This window comes from uncultured Maribacter sp. (assembly GCF_947500985.1).
GTDB lineage: Bacteria > Bacteroidota > Bacteroidia > Flavobacteriales > Flavobacteriaceae > Maribacter.
This window is the reverse complement of the sequence record NZ_CANMTX010000003.1, coordinates 523,014-543,844: the sequence shown is the minus strand read 5'-3', so window position 1 is coordinate 543,844 and position 20,831 is coordinate 523,014. Positions and strand designations below refer to the sequence as shown.

Annotated in this window: 17 protein-coding genes; 8 read left to right on the top strand and 9 right to left on the bottom strand. The window is 33.8% G+C overall.

Annotated features, from left to right (window positions below):
* The first annotated feature begins 63 nt into the window (after positions 1 to 63).
* The gene (locus Q0871_RS08865) at positions 64 to 897 is read left to right on the top strand and encodes a hypothetical protein (RefSeq protein ID WP_299321163.1); all 834 of its coding nucleotides are present in this window, start codon (positions 64 to 66) and stop codon (positions 895 to 897) included.
* Here Q0871_RS08865 and Q0871_RS08860 read toward each other — a convergent pair.
* Together Q0871_RS08860 and Q0871_RS08855 are read right to left on the bottom strand one after the other, a co-directional pair.
* Complete coding sequence (locus Q0871_RS08860) at positions 884 to 1,114, bottom strand: hypothetical protein (RefSeq protein WP_367275135.1); 231 nt, start codon at positions 1,112 to 1,114, stop codon at positions 884 to 886. The two genes, Q0871_RS08865 and Q0871_RS08860, sit on opposite strands and share 14 nt — an antisense overlap.
* A gap of 2 nt (positions 1,115 to 1,116) precedes the next feature.
* Complete coding sequence (locus Q0871_RS08855; protein WP_299321162.1) at positions 1,117 to 1,671, bottom strand: sigma-70 family RNA polymerase sigma factor; 555 nt, start codon at positions 1,669 to 1,671, stop codon at positions 1,117 to 1,119.
* Positions 1,672 to 1,743: 72 nt separating this feature from the next.
* Here Q0871_RS08855 and Q0871_RS08850 point away from each other — a divergent pair, with 72 nt between their 5' ends.
* Positions 1,744 to 2,094 carry a rhodanese-like domain-containing protein gene (locus tag Q0871_RS08850; RefSeq protein WP_299321161.1) on the top strand — a complete coding sequence of 117 codons (351 nt, stop codon included), beginning with the start codon at positions 1,744 to 1,746 and terminating at the stop codon, positions 2,092 to 2,094.
* Positions 2,095 to 2,120: 26 nt separating this feature from the next.
* Here the strand turns inward: Q0871_RS08850 and Q0871_RS08845 are convergent, their stop codons facing one another.
* On the bottom strand, positions 2,121 to 2,519 hold the full coding sequence (locus Q0871_RS08845; protein WP_299321160.1) for a response regulator: 399 nt from the start codon (positions 2,517 to 2,519) through the stop codon (positions 2,121 to 2,123).
* 5 nt (positions 2,520 to 2,524) lie between these two features.
* On the bottom strand, positions 2,525 to 6,307 hold the full coding sequence (locus Q0871_RS08840) for a PAS domain-containing protein (protein WP_299321159.1): 3,783 nt from the start codon (positions 6,305 to 6,307) through the stop codon (positions 2,525 to 2,527).
* Between the two features lie 289 nt (positions 6,308 to 6,596).
* Here Q0871_RS08840 and Q0871_RS08835 point away from each other — a divergent pair, with 289 nt between their 5' ends.
* Positions 6,597 to 9,182 (top strand): hypothetical protein, encoded by a 2,586-nt coding sequence (locus tag Q0871_RS08835; protein WP_299321158.1) that lies wholly within the window; start codon positions 6,597 to 6,599, stop codon positions 9,180 to 9,182.
* An 82-nt stretch (positions 9,183 to 9,264) separates the two neighbouring features.
* Here Q0871_RS08835 and Q0871_RS08830 read toward each other — a convergent pair whose 3' ends face one another.
* The 3 genes from Q0871_RS08830 to Q0871_RS08820 are packed head-to-tail and all read right to left on the bottom strand — an operon-like array spanning position 9,265 to position 12,989.
* Positions 9,265 to 11,289 carry a M3 family metallopeptidase gene (locus Q0871_RS08830; protein WP_299321157.1) on the bottom strand — a complete coding sequence of 675 codons (2,025 nt, stop codon included), beginning with the start codon at positions 11,287 to 11,289 and terminating at the stop codon, positions 9,265 to 9,267.
* A 51-nt stretch (positions 11,290 to 11,340) separates the two neighbouring features.
* Positions 11,341 to 11,829: a 5-(carboxyamino)imidazole ribonucleotide mutase gene (purE, locus tag Q0871_RS08825; RefSeq protein ID WP_299321156.1), complete on the bottom strand. Its 489-nt coding sequence runs from the start codon at positions 11,827 to 11,829 to the stop codon at positions 11,341 to 11,343.
* 5 nt (positions 11,830 to 11,834) lie between these two features.
* Positions 11,835 to 12,989, bottom strand: a complete 1,155-nt coding sequence (locus Q0871_RS08820) for a 5-(carboxyamino)imidazole ribonucleotide synthase (RefSeq protein ID WP_299321155.1) — start codon at positions 12,987 to 12,989, stop codon at positions 11,835 to 11,837.
* Positions 12,990 to 13,125: 136 nt separating this feature from the next.
* Here Q0871_RS08820 and Q0871_RS08815 point away from each other — a divergent pair, with 136 nt between their 5' ends.
* The 4 genes from Q0871_RS08815 (at position 13,126) to Q0871_RS08800 (ending at position 16,622) form a co-directional block, all read left to right on the top strand.
* Positions 13,126 to 14,235, top strand: a complete 1,110-nt coding sequence (locus Q0871_RS08815; RefSeq protein WP_299321154.1) for an adenylate kinase — start codon at positions 13,126 to 13,128, stop codon at positions 14,233 to 14,235.
* A gap of 56 nt (positions 14,236 to 14,291) precedes the next feature.
* Entirely contained in the window at positions 14,292 to 15,293 is a 1,002-nt protein-coding gene (gene obgE, locus Q0871_RS08810; protein ID WP_299321153.1) for a GTPase ObgE, read from the top strand.
* Positions 15,294 to 15,301: 8 nt separating this feature from the next.
* Positions 15,302 to 16,006 (top strand): ion transporter, encoded by a 705-nt coding sequence (locus Q0871_RS08805; protein WP_036152049.1) that lies wholly within the window; start codon positions 15,302 to 15,304, stop codon positions 16,004 to 16,006.
* 97 nt (positions 16,007 to 16,103) lie between these two features.
* The gene (locus Q0871_RS08800) at positions 16,104 to 16,622 is read left to right on the top strand and encodes a DUF4136 domain-containing protein (RefSeq protein ID WP_299321152.1); all 519 of its coding nucleotides are present in this window, start codon (positions 16,104 to 16,106) and stop codon (positions 16,620 to 16,622) included.
* A gap of 2 nt (positions 16,623 to 16,624) precedes the next feature.
* Here Q0871_RS08800 and Q0871_RS08795 read toward each other — a convergent pair whose 3' ends face one another.
* Entirely contained in the window at positions 16,625 to 17,632 is a 1,008-nt protein-coding gene (locus Q0871_RS08795) for a transglutaminase domain-containing protein (RefSeq protein WP_299321151.1), read from the bottom strand.
* Positions 17,632 to 18,363, bottom strand: a complete 732-nt coding sequence (locus tag Q0871_RS08790) for a carboxypeptidase-like regulatory domain-containing protein (protein WP_299321150.1) — start codon at positions 18,361 to 18,363, stop codon at positions 17,632 to 17,634. The genes Q0871_RS08795 and Q0871_RS08790 overlap by 1 nt, the downstream gene beginning before the upstream one ends.
* Before the next feature lie 280 nt (positions 18,364 to 18,643).
* Between Q0871_RS08790 and Q0871_RS08785 the strand changes: the two genes are divergently transcribed.
* The gene (locus Q0871_RS08785) at positions 18,644 to 20,692 is read left to right on the top strand and encodes a M13 family metallopeptidase (protein WP_299321149.1); all 2,049 of its coding nucleotides are present in this window, start codon (positions 18,644 to 18,646) and stop codon (positions 20,690 to 20,692) included.
* The last annotated feature ends 139 nt before the right edge of the window (positions 20,693 to 20,831 follow it).

The following is a 20,831-nucleotide window of genomic DNA, read 5'->3' as shown; positions in this document are numbered from 1 at the left end:
TTCATATCTTGAAAGTTTTTAACCAAAACAAAAGGTTATAAACACTTTAACTACTTTTGTTTAATGACCATAATCAAAAAGATTTTTGATTTTTATCTTGATGCTAGTATTCATGTCGCATTGGCGATATTTAGCTTGGTTCATGTTACTGCGCTAACTTTAAACATAAATGTACCTTTAGAACTCTATTTTTTTATTTTTTTCGGTTCTATTAGTTGCTATAATTTTGTAAAATTTGGAGTAGAGGCAGAGAAGTATATTCTTGTAGCCAACACATATCAAAAAAACATTCAATTTTTTAGTTTTGGGTGTTTGCTTGTTGCAGGGTATCAGTTGTTTTTTTTGCCTGAACGAATTTTTATTGGATTACTTGTATTGGCAGTAATTACGGGTCTTTATGCCTTACCTGTTTTGCCGAAGAATAAAAATTTTAGAAGTTTTAGCGGTTTAAAGATACTTATAGTTGCAGTTGTTTGGGCTGGTACAACAGTAGTATTGCCAGTTATTTCTAAACTAGAAATTGTTTCTTGGAATGTAAAGGTAGAGACGGTACAACGTTTTCTGTTTGTGCTGGTTTTATTGGTGCCTTTCGAAATCAGAGATTTAAAATATGATAGTGTAACTCTAAAAACTTTGCCACAAAGAGTAGGGGTGAAGGGAACAAAAATGATAGGGTATAGTTGGGCAATACTTTTTTATGCTGCTACCTTTTTGAAAACAGATTTAGATGTTACCCACATTATTGTGAAGACAGTTCTATTCTTAGTATTAATGTTGATGATATTTAAAACAAAAATAAATCAACACAAATACTTTTCATCTTTTTGGGTAGAAGCAATTCCATTATTGTGGTGGTTACTTTTTGTTATAAGTAAGAGGTATTTTATTTTGCTTTAGAAAAGGTTTCTTTCATTTTTTTCTTTTCTTCTTCAGACAGTACAGCAAGTCTAGCTTGATTGCAAAGAGAAGTTAACTTAGTATTGTCTTTACTGTGCTTTGCACAGGTTTTACACATAAATAAATGAAATTTTAATTTTATTTTATCCCAACCAGAAGCTTCTTCGTATTGAGCTTTATCGCAAATATTTGCTGCCTTTTCACATGAAATCATCATAACTAAAACCAATTTTGATTTAAACAACCCATTAAGCCTGTTCTGGCTCTATGTATCATTACCCATAGGTTAGACGCGTTAATTCCTAAAGCATTACAAATATCTTCAGTTTCCATTCCTTCAATAGTTTTCATGGTAAAAACTTGAGCTTGCTTTTTAGGTAACTTAGAAATGCAATTTTGAATGGCAAAGCCCAATTCTTCGTTCTCAAGAGCGTCATTTTCAAAATTACTATTGGGGTCGGCAATGCGTTCTTCTAACCAATCACCTTCAGCATCGGTCTGTGAACTATAGCTCATACGTACCTCTGCTTTTCCCTTTTTTGAATTAATTTTGCGATAGTGGTCAATGACCTTACGTTTGAGAATTGCAATTAGCCATGTTCGTTCTGCCGCATCACCTTTAAAGTTTTTGGCAGATTTTAGACCAGCTATAAAAGTGTCTTGAACAAGGTCTTTTGCGATTTCTGCATCGCTTACCCTAGTTACGGCGTAGTTAAATAGATAATCTGCATAGAGATCTACCCACTTATCAGGATTTAGATTGTTTATTTCCATTTTTTATTCTGCATGTCAAAAGTAATTGAATTTTGGCTATTATGTTTACTTTTGGTTCTAAACGCTATTATCATGAGAAATATACTAATTTTTCTGCTGCTTTTTGTTACTCAGTTTGCTATAAGTCAAATAGAGTCAAAGCCGATTTCTGAATTTATTGATTTTGATGAATCTGCAGAAGTATTGTTAGATGTAAGAACACCAGCAGAGTTTGAAGCAGGTTGTATAAACGGAGCTATTAATATTAATTGGCTTTCAGATGAATTCAATCAACAAATACAAGGTTTGGATAAAAGCAAAAAAATCTTTGTTTACTGTAAAATGGGGGGTAGAAGTTTAAAATCTCAAGAGAGGTTAGCAGAATTTGGCTTTAAGAATGTAGTAAATTTAGAAGGTGGTTATGATGGTTATTCTAGTAAATAGTATAACATAAATTTATTTTTGGGTGTTTATAATTCTGCTAGAATTTTTGTCAATTGGTTATCTCTTATAGGTTTGACGATGTAGTCTGATACTTCTTTTATTTTTTTTGTCTTTTCAAAATCGACCAAGTCTACAGATGATGAAAGAATATATACGGTTATTTTTTTTGTAGCTTTTGATATCAACTTAATGTATTCATCCATAAACTTGTACCCATCCATTACTGGCATATTAACATCCAGAAAAATAACATCTGGTAATATGTTATAGTTGTCAATATTTTTATTAAAAAAGTTCATTGCTTCTGCACCATCGGTAAATGGCATGATGTTGCTGACAGATTTATGAGACTGTAAGGTGTGAAGTATGGTATATTGAAAAACTTCGTCATCATCTATTACGCAAACTTGAATATTATTGTCCATCTTTTTTAATTTAAAATGATAAAAAATGTTGTTCCGACGTCAACTTTACTTTTTGCCGAAATGGAACCGCCCATAGCTATTATTTGGGCCTTTGTCAAAAACAGACCGATGCCTTTTGCATCTGGGTGTTTATGAAATACTTTGTTAAGTCCGAATAATTTGTGGCCATTACTTTTCATATCTATTCCTAACCCATTATCTTCAAATTCTAATGTTGTTCTTCCATTTACAGTATTTGAGGTAATTGAGATTTCTGGTACTCTATCTTCGGATCTGTATTTCAGTGAATTACTTACTAAATTAAGGAAAATACTTTCTAAATAGATAGGATTGTATTTTACATTTTTCGCTTTAGAAAAATCACATCTTATGTTGGCGTTACTTTCTATTAATTCGGCAGCTAATATTTCTTTGGTTTTTAACAGCGTCTGTTCAAAGCAAAGTTCTTGAGTTATCTCAACAGCTGAGTGTTTTATTGATATCGTTTCTATTAGGGCGTTAAGCGTTTCCGTCAAATGGTCTATTACGATTTCAAACTTTCCAAAAATCTCTACTTTTTTGCTCTCGTTTTTGGTGCTTTTATATAGACCTAATAGTGCGTTCAAGTTGCTTACCGGGGATCTTAAATTATGTGATGTAATATGATTGAATTCAGCAAGTTGCTTGTTTTTTGAAGTTAAGTTTGTCGTTGATTTTTCTAAACTTCTATTGGTGTTCATTATTTTTTTTTGAGCTTCTATTTGCTCAGTAATATCTTGACTAGAACCTATTAGTTCTATAACTTTGCCCTCAGAGTCTAGTATTACTTCTCCAATTAATATTATTGATCTAATAGAATTATCATTCTTTATGATTCTATGATGAAATTTGTCAAACTTTTTTGTTTTTATTATTTTTCGGCTAACATCAATTACTTTTTCGCGATCAGCTGGGTGAACTCTGTTTATATATGTATTGAAATTAAGTTTCGTTTCTTGATCAAAATCTAAAATTTTCAATAAATTTTCCGATTTCTCCATAACATCATTGACAATGTCCCATTTCCAATAACCAATACTGGAGAGCTGTTCGGCGAAATTTAAAAGTTGGTTTTTTTCTAATAAATCTTGTTCTCTTTTAATACGGTCTGTTACATCTTGTGCGGTGCCAATTAATTCTATCATTTGGTCATTACTGTCCTTAACTACTTCGGCCATTAGCTCAAGAGATCGAATTGAATTGTCATTCAAAATAATTCGGTATGATAAAAGAGTTTCGCTTTTTTGTGTAGAGACTATATGTTCTATATGCTCAACGACCTTTTCAGAATCTTCTGGATGTATTCTTGATAAGAATAAATCCATATCTATTGATATGCCTAATTCAAGGTCATAGAGTTTATAAAGATTGTCTGACCATTTTGATTTGCCTGTATGGGGGTTCCACTGCCAAGATCCCATCGAAGCCATTTCTTCGGTAAAAGAAAGTAGATGGTTTTTTTCTTTTAATAATTGTTCTGTTTCGACGATATGTGTAATGTCTTGGGTCGTACCCAATAATTCAATATTTCCATGTTCGTCTTTAGAAATTTCACGTCTAACTTCTAAGGTTTTAATTTCATTATTGTTTAATATAATTCGATATGTAGACCTTGGCTCTTCTATGCCATTTAGTAAGTTTTTGATTACTTCTTTTACCTTGTCTTTATCGGGTGGGTATATCATGGATATGGCTTTGTCCATATTTACTTCTGATCCCAGTTCAAATCCATAAATTTTATAAAGACTATCAGACCATTGAAATATATTTTTTTTTGGTTTCCATACCCATATACCTAACATAGCCATTTGCTCTGCAAGGCTGAGCTGTTGGTTGATTTTAAGTAATTCTAGTTCATTGTTTTTAGCTATAGTTATATCTTGGCATGTGCCTGACATCTCAAGAACTTCACCTTTACTGTTTAGGGTGATTTTACCGACAGATTTTATGATTTTAATACTGCCATCGTCTAGTTGAATTCTATACGTGGATTCTAGAAAATTGCCAGTTTTCATCGCTGTTTTAAGGTTGGCGACTACAGCTTTTTTATCTTCTTCATGTACATAATTAATATAAGTTTCGAAAGTTAAAGGTTCTTGTTTATCGTGACCATAAATAGCATGTAAATTATCGGACCAAAAAACCTCGTTGGTGGGTGTGTTCCATTGCCAATAACCAATCATTGCCATCTTTTCTGCAACGTTTAATTGTTGGTTTTTTTTAGAAAGTTCTAATTCTCTTGACTCATTATCCGTAACATCTAAACATGTGCCGAGTAATTCGTGCAAACCATCATTTCTGTTTTGGGTAACCTTGCCTATAATCTGTATAATTCGTATGGTGCTGTCACTAAGAACAATTCTATGTGTAAAATCATAGAATTTATTATCGTGAATAGATCGATCGATCCTTTCTTTTACGAATGCTTGATCATCTGGGTGTATTCTATTGAAATACGAACTAAAAGATAATTGCTCTGTTTTAGGTAAATCGAACATTTTAAATAGGTTGTTCGACCAAAAAACATCATCGGTTTCAGGTTTATATCTCCAATACCCCATTGTTGTCAGATGCTCTGCAAAATCAAGTAATTGGTTTATTTCTATTAACTCATGTTCGATTTTTATGCTATTGGTAATATTTCGTGCAGTACCAATTAATACCTTATCGTCACTTAAATTATTTGATAAAATATCTGCAGAAATTTCTAATGTTCTAACGCTACCATCCTTTGTTATAAGACGATGATTGAAAGTTTGCTTTATTCCACTTTCTTGAACCAACTTCAGTACTTTGTCAACGTGGTGCTTATCATCTGGGTGTATGCGAGCATATAGCATTTCAAAACTTATAGCTTGGTCAGATTCAAAATCTGTTATTTTATAAAGATTGTCTGACCATTTGAATGCACCTGTGCTTGGGTTTAATTGCCAGGTACCAGCCTCATTAATTGTCTCAGTTAATTTTAATTGTTTATTGGTATGTGAAAGTTCTTTTTTAATAGCAATGCGTTCTGTTATGTCTTGACAGGCTCCTAGCACGGTTATAATCTCACCTTTTTCATTTGGGACAACTTTACCTTTTGAAATTAGTGTTTTTATTGTGCCATCCTTTAACCGAAGTCGGTATCTAGAATCTGGAAATTCTTTTGTTTCTAAAACTGATTCGAATTTTCTAGCTATTTCTTCTTTATCATCTTCATGAATATAGCTTAAGTAAACATCATAAGATATTGGATTGCTTTTGCTATGGTTGAAAATTTTGTAAAAATTATCTGACCATATTAATTCTCCCGTGAGAACATTCCAATTCCAAGAGCCAGATTTAGCTAATTCTTCAGCATAGTTTAATTGATGTTTTAGTTGAATATTTTGTAGGCTTGAATCATTACCTAGGTTTATTTCTTTAACTATCCCATAAATACTAATACATTCCCCGTGGTATGTAATTGGCTGTGCGGTAATTTGTAATAGACGAGAATTGCCTTTTGCGGTTATTATTTCATAATCCAACTCGAACGAAACATCATTTTCTATAACATTTTTATGTGCTTGTAGAATTTTGTTTTCTGAATCAACATTCTTGAAGTTTCCATAGCAGTTTTCGATATCCGGAATATAATCTAATGGAACTTCGTGAATTTTTTTTAAAATGATGTTCCAATCTATTGACTTAGATTTTAAATCAATCTGAAATATAGCCAGCTTAGGCTCTTTGTTAAAAGACTCCGGAAATTTCTTTATATACGAAAGAGTGTTCTCTTTACTCATTCCAATTATAGATTATATAATTATGTAGAAAAGTTAAATATATTTACTGGCTTTAAAAAAATAATATTGTAGCTGTATGGCTACAAGATAATTATTAAATATTTCATTTATAGTGTGTTTCGAGATTTTGTGATTTACACGATAGACGAAAATATTGTAATTGACTCTTTTCAGAATCACAATATTTTTTAATACCAGATGTTGAAGTTAGAGTGTACTTTGATTTTTATAACTCAAACTACTATTTTAGTCAGCTTGTACCGTTACAAATAATATTTTAAAAAAATGTATGTTTAAAATTATCTCACTTAAGTTTAAAACTTTACCCAATTCATTATCAATGGTGTTGACTATTTTAGTGTTTTTTGTTTTTTCATCAATTCAAGCCCAAAACGACACTGTATTTTTCGATGCTAAATGGAAGATCACTTCTAGAGAAGAAGCTTCTTTTTTTAGACCCAAAATTGAAAAGATGGGCAACTTATACAAGGTTGAAGACTATTACATAAGTGGTAAACTACAAATGCGTGGTATGTCTTCAAGTAAAGAAAAAGACATATGGTTTGGTTTGGTTACCTGGTACAAAGAAAATGGGAAGGCTTATCGCCAAAGCACATATGCAAACAATAGGCTAGATGGTGAATTTATTTCCTATGACGGCGATGAAAAATATATAGCATATTATAAGAACGGTTCTTTTATTTCTGGCAAAATGATTTCAGATTATGGAGAAGGCCACTTTTATCAAGAAAAAGCAGGAGATACGTTAGTGCAGGTTTATTATGATGGTGAGCGAAAAGGTATTAGATATGAGAATTATAGTACCTTAAAAAAAGGAAATTACCATTCTAAGTACTATGGTGATGGTGGTAAATTAATAGGTGATCGTACGCTACTTTCAAATGGTTATGCAAAAGGGGTAGAGGTGTTTTATTATTATAATCCCATGAGAGTTCAACAAATTAGATATCTTCCATATGGCCGAGAACTTATTTCTGCAACCTATTATCATAACGGGCAGGTTCGAGAAAAGGTCAATACTAATGGTAAATGGTCAAAAGAATATTATTCTAAATCAGGTGAGCTTTTAGGTAAAATCGAGTATGCTTTAGATGGTGATTACTTGCGTCCTACAAATGGTAAACTCATTAAATTTCAATTAAATACGACTAAAGAATATAATGGGACAATTGGTTCTATAACTATATATTCTGATGGGAAAATTATAACGGAAGAGGTTTATAATACCAATAATAAATTAACGACTTCTTCCAAATTTGAAAATGGCTTTAAATCATTGCAAATAAATTTTGATGATAATGGTAACGAGATCCATAGAATGACCTTTAAAAATGGGTTGCCTTTACATGGTACGGAAATTACCAAATATCATAGTATTGTTTATGAAGACGGTGAATTGGTAGAAGAGATTGTATTTTATAGAAATACTCAGAAACCGCAGAAAAAGATGAATAAGATCAAAGAAGTTTATTACGACTTTGACGGCAATATTCTAGGTGAATTAAAAATTAATTTTGAAAACGGATTTAGTTCTCCCTACGAAGGTAAACGGTTTACCTTAGGGTCAGAGAATGGCGAAGTGTCCGGTATTAATGAGTTTAAAGAAGGTGTGTTGGTAAAGCGTACAGATTTTAGAAAGCGCTTGGTCGCTAAAGATACCTATAAGACCTTCAAGAAGATAGAAGAATATGATAACAACGGCTATGACAAATTAAGAGAGATTCGTTTTTATAGTAATGGACAAATACAGAGTGATATTACCTATGCTAAGTATAAGGAAGTAAAGGGTGAATTTTTTGATATGCAAGGTGAGCAGCTGGGCGTATTTGATTACAAGAACAAAGAGGGAAAATTATATAAATTTTTTGTAGACAGTAATGACATACAATTAATAGACGTTTATGAGAATGGTATGGTAGTATCTTCAAAAAGATATGAAATGCAAAGAAATGTAGATTATGACAAGCAGAAAGCTATTTTAATACATGACTTTGATATTACTTGTTGTGAATCTTTTTATAGTGATGAAACAGCAGAATTACTTGGTCGTGTTGAATATGTAAACAAAAAACCTTGGCAAGGTATTGCTTACAGCACTGCAGATAAAACAAAATATGTAATTGATCAAGGTAAACGCAATGGTGATTATGTAAAATATGATTACTCTGGTAAAATTAAAGAGGAAGGTAAATTTGTAAATGATAAGAGAGAAGGCGCGTTTAATTATTATAACTATATCGAAGTTTTAAAGAAAACTGAAAATTATACGAATGACATATTAAATGGTGATGTAGTATACTACAATGATGAAGGTATATTGATTTCTAAAGTAGAATACAAGAATGGCGAACCTTATAATGGTACAATACTTTTAAATACATACTCCAAACGTGGTGCTAACGAGGAGTCTTACGAGAAAGGTGTTTTAGTAAAACGTATAACCTACGGGGAGAATGGTAAAAATGTAACTACGTATGTAAACGGGATAGAAGATGAGACCGTTTCATATTATCCTGAATCAGATTTTATAAGGCTTAAGTATCGGTCAAAAAATAATTATATAGATGGCGATGTAATTAGATATAATGAGAAAGGTGATCAAGAATATAAAGCCAATTTAAAAATGGGGGTGTTGATATCGGGTACAATCCTGTTAACTACAAACAATTATAATAACAGAGTAAGTTATGTTAAACTTACCAAAAGCGATGAATATATAAAAACGGAAGTAATCGATATTGATGGCATAGTTATTTTCGAGGCTAAAGAAAAAATAATTTTAGGTTCTCGACCAGAATATTTAGAACGCTTAAATATTGTTACAAAGTTTATTGATAGCTATCATTTGTATTAATGTAATATACATAACTACGGTGAATATTTAAAAAGGGATTCGATCTAAATCGACTCCCTTTTTTTAGTTTTTAAGTAACATATTACGATTGTAATAATCCGGCTCTTTCTAGCAATGCCTCAACATTTGGTTCTGCTCCTCTAAATCTTTTATAAAGTGTCATTGGGTTTTCAGTACCACCTTGCGACAATACATTGTCTTTAAATTTAGTTGCGACTTCTTTATTGAAAATACCTTCTTCTTTAAAATAGGCAAAGGCATCTGCATCTAACACTTCAGCCCATTTGTAGCTATAATACCCAGAAGAATATCCGCCTTGAAAAATATGAGAGAATGCGGTACTCATACACGTTTCTGGTGTTGCTGGGTAAAGACTGGTGTCTTTAAATGCTTCATCTTCGTGTGCTTTTACATTGGTAATACTTGTTGGGTAAATTCCGTGCCAAGACATATCCAATAATCCAAAACTTAACTGTCGTAGTGTTTGCATACCTTCTTGAAAGGTTGCCGATTCTTTTATTTTCTGTACCAATGCCATGGGTATGGTTTCGCCGGTTTCGTAATGTTTTGCAAACAGTTCCAATGCTTCTTTTTCATAACACCAGTTTTCTAACACCTGACTAGGTAATTCTACGAAATCCCAAAAAACAGATGTTCCAGAAAGGCTAGGGTAGGTAGTGTTTGCCAGCATACCATGTAACCCATGTCCAAATTCATGGAATAAGGTCGTTACCTCATTAAAAGTCAATAAAGATGGTTTGCTTTTAGTTGACGGAGTAAAGTTGCACACGTTAGATATATGCGGACGCACATTTTCTCCGTTTCTTTTCCATTGCGATTTGTATGAAGTCATCCACGCGCCACCTCGTTTACCTGCTCTTGGGTGAAAATCTGCATAGAATAATGATACGAAATTTTTATCGGCATCATAAACCTTATACGTTTTTACCTCGTCATGATATTTTTCAATGTCATGTACTTCTTCAAATTGTAAGTCGAATAGGTTCTCGGCAACTTTGAAAACGCCGTTAATAACGTTTTCTAATTTAAAATAAGGCTTCAGCTTTTCGTCATCCAAATTAAATAACTCTTGCTTTAATTTTTCAGAATAATAACTGCTATCCCATTTTTCTAAACGGTCAATATTATCTAGTTTTTTGGCGAAATTTTCTAGTTGTTTAAACTCACGCTCTGCAGCTGGCTTCGCTTTTGAAAGCAATTCGTTTAAGAAAGAATGAACTTTCTCTGGTGTCTCTGCCATACGTTCTTCAAGAACGAAGTTGGCGTGTGTTTTATACCCTAAAAGATTGGCTCTCTCAAAACGTAACTTGGCAATATCAAGAACGTTTTCTTGATTATCTAACTTGTCGTTATGAAATGCTCTACTGCCAAATGCCATTGAAAGTTCTTTTCTTAACTCTCTATTCTTGGCATACTTCATAAACGGAATATAGCTTGGGTAGTCTAACGTAATCATCCAGCCATCTTCTTTGCCTTTTGAAAGTGCTAAATGAGCAGCAGCTTCCTTTTCACCTTCTGGTAATCCGTCTAAATCTGCTTCATCCGTTAGGTGCAATTGATATTTATTGGTTTCGGCTAGTACATTCTCACCGAACGTCAATTTAAGTTTAGCCAGTTTGGCATCTATAGCTCTTAAGCGTGTTTTCTTTTCTTCAGATAGATTAGCTCCGTTTCTACTAAAACTCTTGTATTTTTTATCTAAAAGAGTGTTTTGCTCCACAGTAAGGTCTAAACTTCCTTTTTGATCATAAACTGCTTTTACTCTTTTGAACAGGTCTTCGTTTAATGTAATGTCATTACCGAATTCTGATAATAACGGAGAAACCTCTTGAGCGATTTTTTGAATCTCCTCGTTTGTTTCTGCAGAATTTAAGTTGAAAAATACACTTGATATTCTATCTAATTGCTGTCCTGAAAATTCTAAGGCTTCTATCGTGTTTTCAAATGTAGGCGCATCGGTATTTTTAGTGATAGCATCTATTTCTGCCCTAGCGTCTTCAATAGATTGTAGAAATGCTGGCTTAAAATGCTCGTTTTCTATTTGTAAAAATGGAGCGGTATCAAATGGGGATAATAATGGATTCATATTTCTAGTATTGAGAAATTAGATTTGAGAATTGAAATTTCTTGTAGATGACTATTTACCGTTTACAGCTTTAGCGCCATCAATTACTTTTTGTTTTAAACCTTCTTTATATAAGATAATTTTGTCCAAAACACACTTGTCTGAGCTACCTATAATTTGTGCAGCTAATATTCCTGCATTTTTTGCTCCGTTTAATGCAACAGTGGCAACCGGTACACCACCAGGCATTTGAAGGATAGATAAGATAGAGTCCCAACCATCTATAGAATTACTGCTTTTAACAGGAACTCCAATTACAGGTAGCGGAGACATAGAAGCTACCATACCTGGTAAATGAGCAGCGCCACCGGCACCTGCTATAATTACAGAATAGCCATTAGTGTGTGCATTTTTACTGAAATCGAATAATTTTTCTGGTGTTCTATGTGCAGATACTATATCGACATCTACTTCTATATCAAAACCTTTTAAAATATCTATGGCATCTTGCATTACGGGCATGTCACTTGTACTACCCATTACTACGGCTACTTTACTCATATTTTTTATTTTGAAATCACTTGAATTGTTTCCTTTACTTTTTCGGCAATCGCTCTCGCTTTACCTAAGTCATTATTTACGATGGTAACATGTCCCATTTTACGAAATGGTCTGGTTTGTGCCTTTCCGTATATATGCGGAGTAACACCTTCCATCGCTAAAATTTCTTCTATATTTTTATAGACAACATCACCTGTGTAGCCTTCTGCGCCTACTAAATTGACCATTACACCAGCAACTTTGCTATCGGTTATTCCTAAAGGTAAACCTAGAATACTACGTATGTGTTGTTCAAACTGGTTGGTGTAACTAGCCTCAATACTATAATGACCACTGTTATGTGGTCTTGGTGCCACTTCGTTCACCAATATTTTATCATCTTCGGTTTGGAACATTTCAACTGCTAACAAACCTGTAAGTCCTATTTTATCCGCTACTTTTAATGCTAGTGCTCTTGCTTTTTCAGCCACTTTCTCATCAATACGAGCAGGACAAATAACGTATTCTACTTGGTTGGCTTCTGGATGAAACTCCATCTCTACAACGGGGTATGTCTTAATTTCTCCTTCAGAATTTCTTGATACGATTACTGCTAATTCGTTTTTAAACGGAATCATAGTTTCGGTAATGCATTCTCCCGTAGGTAATCCTTGTAAATCGTCTAAACTGCGAACAACTTTAACTCCTTGTCCGTCATAACCGAATTGAGCTACTTTCCACACAAACGGAAATTGTAAACCTCCGTTTTCAATACTATCTTCAATTTCACTCAAGTACGCAAAGCGCTGAAAATCTGCAGTTGGTATTTCGTTATCTACATAAAATAACTTCTGTTTTGCCTTATTTTGAATAATACGTAACGCTTTTGGTTGCGGATATACTTTTACGCCTTCATCCTCTAATTTCTCTAAAGCATCAAGATTTACATTTTCAATTTCTATGGTCAACACATCTACATCTTTACCAAAATTGTAAACAGTGTCAAAATCTAAAAGACTTCCTTGTACGAATTCGTTACATGACATTCTACTTGGTGCTTCAGAAGAAGCGTCTAGAACTTTGGTGTAAATATCCCATTTTCGCGTTTCGTACAACATCATTTTACCTAGTTGACCACCACCTAATATGCCTAATTTAAAATCTGAAGAAAAATAATCCATATAATTGTTGCTTTTGGCAGTTGAAAAAACGCCTTAAGTACTACAAAAATACGGTTAAATCTTAGAAACCAATTCCTTTCTAATCAAAAACACAAGGCAATACCTTATCTTTGCAGACCTTGATAATTTATGAAAATTGATACAAATTCACGACAAGTTTTTTAAACCTTACCTCAGCGAATCTGAAATTTTGCAGGCTGTAAAAACGGTTGCAGATAAAATTGCCGAAGATTATAAAGATGAGACGCCCATTTTTGTAGGTGTGTTGAATGGGTCTTTTATGTTCGTTTCAGATTTAATGAAAGCCTATGAACACCCTTGCGAAGTTTCTTTTGTAAGACTTAGTTCTTACCAAGGCTTAACATCTACGGGTATTGTAGAGACATTGTTAGATGTGCCAGAAAATATTGAAGGGCGTAGTGTCATTATTTTAGAAGATATTATTGATACAGGGCGTACCTTGCAGAAATTGGTGCATTTATTTTCTAAAACCAAGGTTAAAGAATTTAAAATAGCCAGTCTTTTTTATAAGCCAGATGTATATAAGGGCGAATATGCCATCGACTATTTTGGCTTGGCAATACCTGACAATTTTATTGTAGGTTATGGTCTAGATTATAAAGAACAAGGACGAAATTTAAAAGAAGTATACCAACTAAACCAGAAACATATGATTAATCTTGTACTCTTTGGTAAGCCAGGAGCCGGCAAGGGCACACAAGCACAATTTCTAAAAGAAAAATATAATTTAAAGCATATTTCTACCGGAGATGTTTTTAGATTCAATATCAAAAATGGAACGGAGTTAGGTACTTTGGCTAAGTCATATATTGATAAAGGAGAGCTAGTGCCAGATGAGGTAACGATTAAAATGTTGCAAGAAGAAGTGGAGAAGAACGCTGATGCTGACGGATTCATTTTTGACGGTTTCCCAAGAACTGCTGCACAAGCCGAAGCTCTTGATAATTTCTTAGAGTCTAAAGATATGAGTGTTAACGCTACTATTGCTTTAGAAGCAAATGACGAAATTTTAATTGATCGTCTTTTAGAAAGAGGTAAAGTTAGTGGCAGAACAGATGATCAAGATGTCGTTAAGATTAGAAACCGTTTTGATGAGTACAATGCAAAAACTACTCCTGTAAAAGAATTTTACGAGGCTCAAGGTAAGTTTCATAGCGTAAACGGTATTGGCTCAATAGCTGATATTACCGAGCGTCTAACGAAAGTAATCGAAGGCTTAAAATAATATTGATTTTTTATAGCAATTTGTTTGCTGTAAATTTTTGAACTGAAAGAATAACAATGACCGAAGGTAATTTTGTAGACTACGTAAAAGTGGGTTTGACTTCTGGTAAAGGAGGCAAAGGATCTGTGCATTTGCACCGTGAAAAATTTATTACCAAAGGTGGTCCTGACGGTGGTGATGGTGGTCGTGGCGGACATATAATTGTTCGAGGTAACGAGAACCTTTGGACCTTGATTAATTTTAAATATACAAAACATTTTAAGGCAGGTCATGGTGCGCACGGTAGTAAAAGCCGAAGTACTGGGGCAGATGGTGAAGATGTATACCTAGATGTTCCATTAGGAACTGTAGTAAAAGATTTTGAAACCAAAGAGGTGCTTTTTGAAGTTACTGAACATGGTGAAGAAAGAATTCTACTTAAAGGTGGTATGGGGGGTCGTGGTAATTGGCATTTTAGAACATCTACAAACCAAACACCTAGATATGCCCAACCCGGTATGGATGGCTTGGAAGGGGAATTTCTGTTAGAGCTTAAAGTATTGGCAGATGTTGGTCTTGTTGGTTTCCCAAATGCAGGTAAGTCTACTTTGTTGTCTGTAATAACATCGGCAAAACCAAAAATTGCCGATTACGAGTTTACCACATTAAAACCTAATTTAGGTATTGTGGAGTATCGAGATTTTAAGAGTTTCGTAATGGCAGATATTCCAGGTATTATTGAAGGTGCTGCAGAAGGCAAAGGCTTAGGTCACTACTTTTTAAGACATATAGAACGTAATGCGAATTTGTTGTTCTTAATACCTGTAGATAGTAAAGATATCAGCAAGGAGTATGAGATTTTATTGGATGAGTTAAGACGTTATAATCCCGAGTTATTAGACAAAGAGCGTCTTATTTGTATTTCTAAAAGCGATATGCTAGATGATGAGTTGATGGATGAAATGAGAGCTGAGCTAGAAAAAGATTTAAACGGTACACCTTTCATGTTTATATCGTCTGTAGCGCAAATGGGTATTGTAGAATTGAAAGATAAACTTTGGGCAATGCTTAATTCTTAATACGAATTATGAAACAATACCTTAAAAATATTGTTGAAATAAATGATAATAGAAAAAGCAGAATTTTTGCTTATTTCATTCAGATTTTAATCTTCATTTCTATTGTTGCTTTTTCATTTGAAACAGTACCAGATTTAGAGCCCAATACCAGAAAACTTTTAAGAGTAATTGAAATATTCTGTGTGGTAGTCTTTACCATAGAATACTTGCTTCGTATTTATGTTGCAGATACCAAACATAAATTTATATTTAGTTTTTTCGGAATAATTGATTTTTTAGCGATACTACCTTTTTATTTAGCACTAGGGGTTGATTTAAGATCTCTTAGGGCGTTACGCTTTTTAAGATTATTCCGTATTCTTAAACTAATGCGATATAATAAAGCTATTAAGCGTTTTACAGCTGCAATTAGTACGGCAAAAGAAGAAATACTTCTGTTCTTATTTGTTACTTTAATATTAATTTATTTTGCGTCTGTAGGTATTTACTATTTTGAAAATGAAGCTCAGCCTGAGCATTTTGCATCTATTTTTGATAGTCTTTGGTGGGCAATTATTACACTAACTACTGTTGGTTATGGAGATGTTTATCCCATTACAGTTGGCGGTAAAGTTTTTACTTTTTTTATTTTAATGATTGGTTTAGGAGTCGTAGCTATTCCTACAGGAATAATTTCTTCAGCGCTTACCACGTCTGTTGATAAGAAAGAATAGGAGTATAGGAAGCTTTAGGTATAACGCTTAGTCGAATACCTTCTCAAAAACATATATTACTATTTTATTTTCTTTAAATTTAAGAAAATGCAATATCATGAGAATCCTTTTTTTTAGTGTTGTACTACTAGTTTTAATTTCTTGCGGATCAGCGAGGGTCAATTATGATTACGATGATCAGACCGATTTTACATCGTATGCTACCTATAATTATTTTGGCGACATGGAAACCGGTTTAAGTGAATTGGACGAGAAAAGGTTAATGGATGCTATGGATGCTACTTTAGGGGAAAAAGGATTTATGTTCGCTGAAGAACCAGACATGTTCATTAATATTAAGAGTACTGTCTTTAAAGCTCAAGCAGCGAACAACGTAGGTGTTGGTCTCGGTGGTGGTAACAGAGGTATTGGTGGCGGAGTGTCAATAGGTATTCCCGTTGGTGGACCAAAAATGACCAGAGAACTAAAAATTGATTTTGTTGATTCTAATAAAGATATGTTGATTTGGCAAGCCGTTAGCGAAAGTCCTTTTCGTGAAGGCGATACGCCTCAAGAAAAATCAGAGAAACTACAAGCTGTAGTCGATAAGATATTCAGCAAGTATCCACCAGAATAGTACTATTTTACCTTAATTACATAAGTAGCAATCAATTGTTCTTCAACTGAAATATGAACGTCGTACAGCCCTTTCTTTTCAAAGTTTTGTACTAAGCTAATCTTACCTTCTTTCTTTATAATATTTGGATTCCCATTTTTTTGACTCCCACCTTTGTTCAGCAATAGCTGTGTATTTCCAATAAATTCTTTTGGTACTTGTAGTGTAAAAGTTACCGATGCTCCTTTTTGAATATTATTATGCATTGCAACTGGGGCAATAGGAATTATCGGTGCTAAAAAAGCTTCTTTGTAAATGACTGGTCCCGCAATAAAAGCATCTAGATTTTCCTTTTTTATAGGTTGACTTCCTTCTTTTTGTATTGGAAAATGATTTTTTGCAAATAATTCAGCATCCGCAAGAAAATATCCGTCGAAATAATCTTGCTGAAATAATGGTGTGCCGTTAATAACCATTGTTTGCCCGGCAGACCAAGTAGCATCACACAGATACCATTTTTCATTAATCTTGATATTGTTCCAAGAATGGTTGGGTGCGCTATCCGCTTTTAAAAGTAAGGTAGGTGTACGTCCGTAGCCATCAATAATATCACAATTAAATCCTGCTAAATTTGCCATTTCCTTTACCAGATACGCATAACCCGTACAGGCAGTTTTTCGGTCTTCTAATAAACTTTTAAAGACTTTAGGTGTAATGCTTGTATTCCAATCTAAAAAGGCTTGCCTGTCTTTTGCAAACCTTTTTCTCTTGGTGCTTATTTTTACATAAGAAGAATAGTCATTGGCTATGTTTGTGCTAATCCATGTGTATATCGCTCTAAATTTTTCGACATCAGTTTCTAATGATGTGGTCAAATTATGAGTAAGTACGGGTAAATTTCTTAGGCTAGCATCTTTATAATAATCAGCTATGCTATCTGCTTTTTTAAAATCGATATGATTAAAATCTGAGCGTTGAGCAAAGCTCATTAATGAAAATAAGAGCGTTGAAAGGAATATGAAATTTCTCATTATTTAAAAATATCTCCGATCTTCTGAAAAATATTTCTTTTGCTAGAGTAGGTGCCATCGATTACAATATCACCCATCAAAACCATGTCGTATTCATCAAAAGTAATATTGATGTCTATGTTAGAACTACCGTTGGCTGCAACTTTGTACGTTTTGGTTTCATAACCTATAAAGCTAAGTACTAGAATGTCATTTTCTACTAGCTGTTGAGGGAATTCAAATTTACCGTCAAAATCTGTCTGTGTGCCTATTGTAGTTCCTTTCAAGACCACATTTACACCTGGTAATGGTTCATTTGCTTCATCGACAATGGTACCTGTTACGGTGTGTTTTTCTTGTACAATTTCAACATATGAAATATCGCCCATAATATCTGTAGAAACTACTTCAATAGGTGGTTCTATACTGGCGGTTTCTTGACCTTTAACTTCAGTAGCGCAAAGAGCCAATAAAGAAAAACTCATCATTGCAATTCCTTTATGTAATATAGAATTATTCATGGTTTGTAGTGTATGGGTTTCATAAGATTTTAATTGCGATGCCTTAAACATACCACAAGTTTTTTTCTTTGAGTTACTTAAATAGTTTACTAGTTCTGTATCAGAAAAATTGGTAAAATCAATTACCTCTTTTTCACAACTTTGGCAAAAACCTCCTTTTTCGGTTTTACTAAAATTAGTGAAATTTTCTTTGCATGGTTCTTTTACGTCAATTGTTAATGTGCTTTTCATAATTCGGTTTTTTAATTAGTACACCTCTAAAGTATAAGGAACACTGATCTTATAAAATGCAAAATGAGTGTAATGTCACTTTCAATGAGTCAACGCGATTTTATAGTTGTTATAAGATTTTGAAATTACTTTTTCTGATGTAATAAGGTAGTCTTCAAATGTTAATGTTAGTATTTGTGAGTGTAAAAAAACGTATTGAAAGTAAAATCCTGTTATTTTTGTAACAAAACTCAAAACGTGCGTCATATAGACTAACACGTTAAAAACTAACTCACACAAAATGAAAAAGATTTATTTTCTTGCTGCCGGTTTGGTAGCCTTAGCTTCTTGTAAAGAGGAAGCGAAACCTGCTGCTGAAGTAGAAACAATACCAGGTATCGTTCTATCGAACATGGATACTACTCAAAACCCAAAGTCAGATTTTTATAACTATGTGAACGGAAACTGGATGAAGTTTACCGAAATTCCTGATGACAGAACTAGCTGGGGTGGTTTCAGTGTACTTCGTAAATCCACTGACGACGATGTTTTAAAAATATTAGCTACCGCAAAAGAAAGTGGTAATTACGCTGCAGATACGGATCAAGCCAAAGCATTGGCAATTTTTGATACTAAGTTAGATTCTGCTGCTAGAAACAAAGCGGGTATTACTCCCTTAACTTCGGCATTTGAAGCAATTGCTTCGGTAAAGAATTTAAAAGATTTACAAACCGTATTGGCAACCAATGCTGCTGTATCTTCTCCGTTCTTAAATATTGGTGCAGGTGCAGATTTAAATAACAGTAGTATGAACGCTGTGTATTTAGGTGCTAACGGATTAGGTTTGCCTGATCGTGATTTCTATTTAGAAGAAGATGAGAAGTCTGTTGAAATTCGTGAAGAGTACAAGAAGCACGTATCTAAAATGTTACAGAAATTAGGTGATTCTGAAGCTGATGCAACGAAAGCTGCAGATAAAATTCTAGCTCTAGAAACGCAATTGGCAGAACCTCGTTTAAATAAAGTAGAGCGTAGAGATGCTAGAAACTACAATAACCCTAAAACTATTGCTGAGGTAGATAAAATGATGTCTACTATAGACATGAAAAAACTTATCTCTGATTTAGGGATTACTAAAAAATTCGATACACTTTTGGTTACTCAATTAAGATATACCGAAGCTTTAGACAAGTTCTTAAAAACGACTCCGATTGAAGATATCAAAACTTTGGTAAGATGGGATACCTTTAATAGTGCTGCCGGAAAATTAACAACTGATATTGAAACTGCAGATTGGGAATTTTATAGCAAATACCTAAGAGGTGCAAAAGAACAACGTGCTGCAGATGAGCGTGCATTAGCAACTGTAAACGGTACCGTTGGTGAAGCTTTAGGTCAGTTATATGTTGATGCAAAGTTTCCGCCAGAAGCGAAGGCAAATGCTGAGTTGATGATCGCTAATGTAATCGATGCTTTTAAAGAACGTATTTCTGTTTTAGATTGGATGAGCGATTCTACAAAAACAAAAGCAATTGAAAAGTTAGATAAATTCACTGTGAAGATTGCTTACCCAGATAAATGGGAAGATTATTCTACTATGGAAGTTTCTGCAGACAAGTCGTACTTCGAGAATATGACCGCTGTTAATAAGTGGGGCGAATTAAAGAACTATTCAGAAATTGGAGAGCCTGTTGATAAAACAGAATGGGGAATGTCTCCACAGACTGTAAATGCATATTTTAACCCGTTGAACAATGAGATTGTTTTTCCTGCTGCAATCTTACAGCCTCCATTCTATAACTATACTGCTGATGAAGCTGTAAATTATGGTGGAATTGGTGCTGTTATTGGACATGAAATCTCTCATGCTTTTGATGATAGCGGTTCTCGTTTCGATGCTGATGGAAATCTTAAAAACTGGTGGACAGATGCTGATTTAGCTGCATTTACTGAAAGAGCTGATGCTTTAGCGGTACAGTATGATAGTGTTATGGTATTGCCAGAAGTTTATGTAAACGGTAAATTCACATTAGGTGAGAATATAGGTGACTTAGGTGGATTACTAGGTGCTTATGACGGACTTCAGAAATACTACGCTGAAAACGGTCGTCCTGAAGATATTGATGGTTTTACTGCTGAGCAACGTTTCTTTATGTCTTGGGCTACAGTTTGGAGAACTAAGAGTAGAGATGAGGCTTTAAGAACTCAAATCAAAACTGATCCACACTCTCCAGGTATGGTTAGAGCAACACAACCTTTGTTGAACATTCAAGAATTTTACGATGCCTTTGATATTAAAGAAGGTGATGCTATGTATTTAGCTCCTGAAAAGAGAGTTAGTATTTGGTAGATTATTTTTTAGTAAAAGACGAAAAGGGCGCTACATTGTAGCGCCCTTTTTTTGTGTTTTAACTCGTCTTTGCGAGGAGTATTTTCGCGACGTGGCAATCTGTGTGACAAGAGTAGTGGCTGAGTTATTGGTCAGCCCA

What these genes read in the sequence shown, in the direction of transcription:
- Q0871_RS08865 (WP_299321163.1), top strand. Translation starts at nt 64, where the DNA reads ATGACCATAATCAAAAAGATTTTTGATTTTTATCTTGATGCTAGTATT.
- Q0871_RS08860 (WP_367275135.1), bottom strand. Translation starts at nt 1,114, where the DNA reads ATGATGATTTCATGTGAAAAGGCAGCAAATATTTGCGATAAAGCTCAA.
- Q0871_RS08855 (WP_299321162.1), bottom strand. Translation starts at nt 1,671, where the DNA reads ATGGAAATAAACAATCTAAATCCTGATAAGTGGGTAGATCTCTATGCA.
- Q0871_RS08850 (WP_299321161.1), top strand. Translation starts at nt 1,744, where the DNA reads ATGAGAAATATACTAATTTTTCTGCTGCTTTTTGTTACTCAGTTTGCT.
- Q0871_RS08845 (WP_299321160.1), bottom strand. Translation starts at nt 2,519, where the DNA reads ATGGACAATAATATTCAAGTTTGCGTAATAGATGATGACGAAGTTTTT.
- Q0871_RS08840 (WP_299321159.1), bottom strand. Translation starts at nt 6,307, where the DNA reads ATGAGTAAAGAGAACACTCTTTCGTATATAAAGAAATTTCCGGAGTCT.
- Q0871_RS08835 (WP_299321158.1), top strand. Translation starts at nt 6,597, where the DNA reads ATGTTTAAAATTATCTCACTTAAGTTTAAAACTTTACCCAATTCATTA.
- Q0871_RS08830 (WP_299321157.1), bottom strand. Translation starts at nt 11,289, where the DNA reads ATGAATCCATTATTATCCCCATTTGATACCGCTCCATTTTTACAAATA.
- purE (WP_299321156.1), bottom strand. Translation starts at nt 11,829, where the DNA reads ATGAGTAAAGTAGCCGTAGTAATGGGTAGTACAAGTGACATGCCCGTA.
- Q0871_RS08820 (WP_299321155.1), bottom strand. Translation starts at nt 12,989, where the DNA reads ATGGATTATTTTTCTTCAGATTTTAAATTAGGCATATTAGGTGGTGGT.
- obgE (WP_299321153.1), top strand. Translation starts at nt 14,292, where the DNA reads ATGACCGAAGGTAATTTTGTAGACTACGTAAAAGTGGGTTTGACTTCT.
- Q0871_RS08805 (WP_036152049.1), top strand. Translation starts at nt 15,302, where the DNA reads ATGAAACAATACCTTAAAAATATTGTTGAAATAAATGATAATAGAAAA.
- Q0871_RS08800 (WP_299321152.1), top strand. Translation starts at nt 16,104, where the DNA reads ATGAGAATCCTTTTTTTTAGTGTTGTACTACTAGTTTTAATTTCTTGC.
- Q0871_RS08795 (WP_299321151.1), bottom strand. Translation starts at nt 17,632, where the DNA reads ATGAGAAATTTCATATTCCTTTCAACGCTCTTATTTTCATTAATGAGC.
- Q0871_RS08790 (WP_299321150.1), bottom strand. Translation starts at nt 18,363, where the DNA reads ATGAAAAGCACATTAACAATTGACGTAAAAGAACCATGCAAAGAAAAT.
- Q0871_RS08785 (WP_299321149.1), top strand. Translation starts at nt 18,644, where the DNA reads ATGAAAAAGATTTATTTTCTTGCTGCCGGTTTGGTAGCCTTAGCTTCT.